Source organism: Phytoactinopolyspora endophytica, assembly GCF_004138495.1.
GTDB lineage: Bacteria > Actinomycetota > Actinomycetes > Jiangellales > Jiangellaceae > Phytoactinopolyspora > Phytoactinopolyspora endophytica.
In genome coordinates this window covers 189,472-193,835 of the sequence record NZ_ML142849.1, presented here as the reverse complement: position 1 = coordinate 193,835, position 4,364 = coordinate 189,472, and the positions used below count along the sequence as shown (strand labels likewise).

Here is a 4,364-nt window from a genome sequence, read left to right as displayed (position 1 = left end):
AACGACGTTCCCAGTAAGCCCGATCCGTCGATCGAGATGACAGCTGTGACCGCAGACGTGGTGGACGGGTCCGCTCGGCTCGAATGGCAACCGGTTGACGGTGCCGTCGGTTACCGGGTCGGTGACGGTGGGGCGGCGACGGACGTTCCTGCGGACATCTGTGCCGGCAGCTGCAGCCTGTCGGTGAACACAGGGCTGGTCGGCGCACGAAGCGAACTCGCCGTCAGCGCGGTACTGGACGACGGTGCATTCTCGGAGCCGTTCGTCGTCGATGTCGATCTGCCTCGGCCAAGGCAAGAGAGCGAAGGCGACGGCGAGAATCTCGACGTCCTGTTGATCCATGGGTGGGACCCCGACGACGGAGGGGACCGGCCGGAGGTGGAGACCGTTCCAGTTGACTCGATGGAGGAGGCGGAGCGGATCATCGATGAGGCGTGGGAGGCGGAATCGGGCATCATCTCGGCCTCATTGAACACCAGCGTGACGGCGTCGACCGGCGCTGGTGACACCCCGCCGTCACGCACGGCCGGGACCTGGCAGGTCGATGACATGTTCTTCGACCTTCTCCCCGGCGACCCACGCGGCGCAGGGATGGTCATCGCGGTGGTCGAATCGGGCGGCCCTGACGCCTCGCATCCGTCGTTGCGCGGTGCGGTGGAGGACGGCGTGAATATGAGCGATCCGTCCGGCACAGCGGTCTCGCTCGCGGAGGCGCATGCCACGGCGACGTCGTCCATGCTGGTGGGCCAGCATGACGCTCAGGTTCCAGGCATAGTGCCCGGCGCCACCGTAGTGCCGGTGGCGCTGGGTGAGGACAACAGTACGGAGAAGATGGTCGAGGCGATCATCTGGGCGGTCGATCACGGTGTCGACGTCATCAATGTCTCGGCCGCCGATACGAACTGTTCCTCTGCCGATCCTGCCAGTTGCCCGTCGCTCTCCGCGTTCCAAGCGGCGACGACGTACGCCGAGCAGAACGGAGTCGTCGTGGTGGCGTCGGCCGGCAACAACGGGACAGGCGATTCATGCGGCACCGGTGAGCAGGTCAACCACGCGAGGCTCCCGGCGTCGAACGACACGGTCATCTCCGTCGGAGCGTACGCGCCGGATCAGTCCGTGTGGGAGTGCACGCCGGAGAGGCCCGACATCGATTTGCTCGCACCCGGGGTTCAGCTGCTGCACGCGGACGTTGCCGACGGATACGGCATCGCCAACGGGAGTTCGCTGGCTACGCCGTTGGTCAGTGGGTTGATCGCTGTGATCTTATCGGAGCGTCCTGACCTTACCCCGGCGGATATCCGGGGCCTGCTCCCACAATGGCGGCTGCCCGACGGACGACTCAGCGTGCTCGCCGCGCTGGCCAGCACCGGCTTGCTGGAAGACGGGTACGAGGACGACGTCATCGGCGTCTATCCCTACGAGATCGGTCTCGGCTTCGACGAACCGCATCCGGTTCGCGAGTTGATCGGTCATGCCGAGGAGGTCGTGCCCACACAGGTGGCGCCTCAGATGCTGTGGGAGGGAAGCCCGCTTTACGTCGAAGGAGGCGACCGAAGCGACGACGGGCCATATCCGTTCGGCGTGATCACCGGAGTGGTGTTCCGGCATGAGGACGGAACCTACACCGCGACCGGGGAGTGGGCGCTCGAACGGATGCAGTCCGTGCAGTTCTGGGGGAGCGAGTATGGCTCTGTCGGCCCGTTCAAGGGGCACACGGTGAAATGTGTACCGACCTTCGTCGAGACCTTGCCGGCAATGCGGTCGATCCGCTGGGAGCTGCCCGTCGCCGTTGACGTTAAGCCCGTCCCGGATACCGGCGACGATGGTGGTGATCTGCCGGACGTCGACGTGACCGTGGCATTGGGGACGGACGCGACGTCCGAACGGGTAGGCAGTCTGCCGCCGCCGGTCACGGTGCACGACTCCTGGGATCGATGTGCTTCGCAGAGCGATGCCTACTGGGACGGGTTCGGCATGCATTTACCGGAACATCTGCGGTGGAGTGAGCTCAGCCCTAGGGTCGACGAGTACTTCGAGACGATCGAGGCCATCTACGACGAGCTCGTGCAGACGGGGCCGATGACGCTGTCCGAGCCGGTGGACCTTGTGGACAGCGGGCGTGGCGGTGTCAGAGCGCACGCAGAAGGAACCCCGACGCTTCTGATCACCTACACCACTCGGGTCGACGACTGAGCGATGCGCGCCTATCCGGGTTGCCGGGCGCTGGCGCTGATTAGACTGACGTGGGTCACGACCCGGAGGGATGCATGAAACGTCGACCCACCGTCTACGACGTCGCTGCGCACGCCGGGGTCTCGATAGCGACGGTCTCGTTCGCTTTCACACAACCGGACAGGGTCAAGAAGGAGACACGCGAGTCGGTGCTCGCCGCGGCGGGCGCCCTCGGATATGTGCCCAGCGCCAGCGCGCGCGGTCTCGCGAAGGGGCGGACCCGTGCGATCGGGTTGTACTCCTACGATTATCTGCTGGAACCTCCGGCCTCGGACGGTACCGAGATAGGTGCACCTGAGGCGTTCGCCGACACGAATGCGAGGCTGTTCCCGCTCTACGCGGACGAGGTTCAGCGCGGGGTGCAGCTCGAGTGCCGGCAACGCGGCTATGCGCTGATGCTCGGCGCGGGGCACAACCCGGGGCACTTGCCCGCGGTGATCGACGTGGCGGGGCGGGTGGACGGACTCATCGCGTTCGCCGGTTCGGCGCCGCCCGCTGCGATAGTCCAGGTCTCGAAGCGGATCCCGGTCGTTGAGCTGGGTGGCGAGGTTCGGCAGGAGGGGACGCACACCGTCCTGGTCGACAACCGCTCAGGGATGCGCATGCTCACCGAACATCTGATCCGGCATCATGGCTTTCGCCGTTTCGTGTACTTGGGAGGGCTCGGCACGGCCGAGTTCGTCGGCCGCTACGAGGGATACGCCGAGGCGCTGTCCGCTGCGGGACTGCCGGTCTCGACGCCGGTTTCCAGCCACCCGGGTGACGACCCGACGACCATTTCTGCCGTCACCCGGCACCTTCGTCCGGATACGCTGCCCGAGGTGTTCGTCTGCGCCACGGACCAGGAAGCCCTGGTGGCCATCGACACGCTCCGAGCCGCCGGCGTCGACGTACCGGTTGACGTCGCGGTCACGGGGTTCGACGGCATCGTGGCCGGCCGGCTGTCCTCGCCTCGTTTGACGACGGTGAGGCAGCCGATGGAGGACGTCGGCCGCACGGCGGTGCGAGTCCTCGTCGACGCCATGGACGGACCGCGCGAGGAAGGTCCCGGGCAGGAGATTCTCACCTCGGCGTTCGTGCTGGCGGAGAGCTGCGGATGCCCACCCTCCGAGAGCGGCGGCGGCTGAACGGCTCTCATCCCGTTGCCGAATACGTCTTGCTAAGCGCGATGTTATGCGCTTAGATTCTCGGAGTTGGCTGGGTACCGCAGTCGCACCCACAAGACGACAGGAGCAACGATGGTCCGAAGAACAGCGATCTCCGCGGCGATGGTCTCGCTGCTGATCCTCACTGGATGTGGGCGCTCCGACGACGACGCGGAGCAGCAGGACGCGGAGAACCTCTCCTCCGGTCCCGCGACCGGCACGATCGACGTCTGGGCCCAGGGCACCGAGGGAGAAGCCCTCCCTGAGTTCATCGAAGAGTTCGAGGCCGAGAATCCCGACGTGACCGTGAATGTCACGGCGGTGCCGTGGGACTCGGCACAGAACAAGTACCAGACAGCCATTGCCGGCGGAACGACGCCGGACATCGGCATGCTGGGCACCGACTGGATGCCCACGTTCGGCAATGCCCTGCTTCCGACCCCCGATGAGCTCGACACGTCGGGGATGTTTCCCGCGAGCGTCGAGTCGACGAACCTGGACGGCTCGCACTATGGAGTTCCCTGGTATGTCGAGACACGTGTCGTCTTCTACCGCACCGACATGATGGAGGAAGCGGGTTTCGATACCTTCCCGACCGACTGGGACGGCTTCAAGGAACTGGCCCGGGCGATGCAGGAGAACGCCGGAGCGGAGTACGGGGTGACCCTGCCCAGTGGCGGATGGAACTCGTTCCTGGGACTGCTGCCGTTCGCATGGTCCAACGGTGCCGAGATCATGAATTCGGACCAGTCCGAGTGGACTCTCGACACCCCCGAGACGGTCGAGGCCCTGGAGTACATCAGCGGCTTCTTCGAAGAAGGCATCGCCGACAACACGCCGGACGATTCAGCGGGCGCCGCGGCAGCGGCCTTCGTGGACGGCAGCGTGCCGATGATGATCACCGGGCCATGGGAGATCGGTCAGCTCACGGAGGCTGGTGGCGAGGGCTTCGCCGACAAGTTCGCCGTCGCTCCGGTCCCGGCGCAG

The 4,364-nt window shown here is 65.9% G+C and carries 3 protein-coding genes; all 3 read left to right on the top strand.

The annotated features are described in order from the left end of the window. Window positions 1-2,193 (top strand): S8 family peptidase (locus ELR45_RS00860; RefSeq protein WP_205855640.1); only part of this gene is annotated, 2,193 nt, incomplete at its 5' end. Window positions 2,194-2,267: 74 nt separating this feature from the next. Beyond that, window positions 2,268-3,359 (top strand): LacI family DNA-binding transcriptional regulator, encoded by a 1,092-nt coding sequence (locus ELR45_RS00855; RefSeq protein WP_129662675.1) that lies wholly within the window; start codon window positions 2,268-2,270, stop codon window positions 3,357-3,359. 111 nt (window positions 3,360-3,470) lie between these two features. Then, window positions 3,471-4,364, top strand: an 894-nt coding sequence (locus tag ELR45_RS00850; protein WP_205855639.1) for an extracellular solute-binding protein, incomplete at its 3' end; no start/stop codon positions are given.

What these genes read in the sequence shown, in the direction of transcription:
- ELR45_RS00855 (WP_129662675.1), top strand. Translation starts at nt 2,268, where the DNA reads ATGAAACGTCGACCCACCGTCTACGACGTCGCTGCGCACGCCGGGGTC.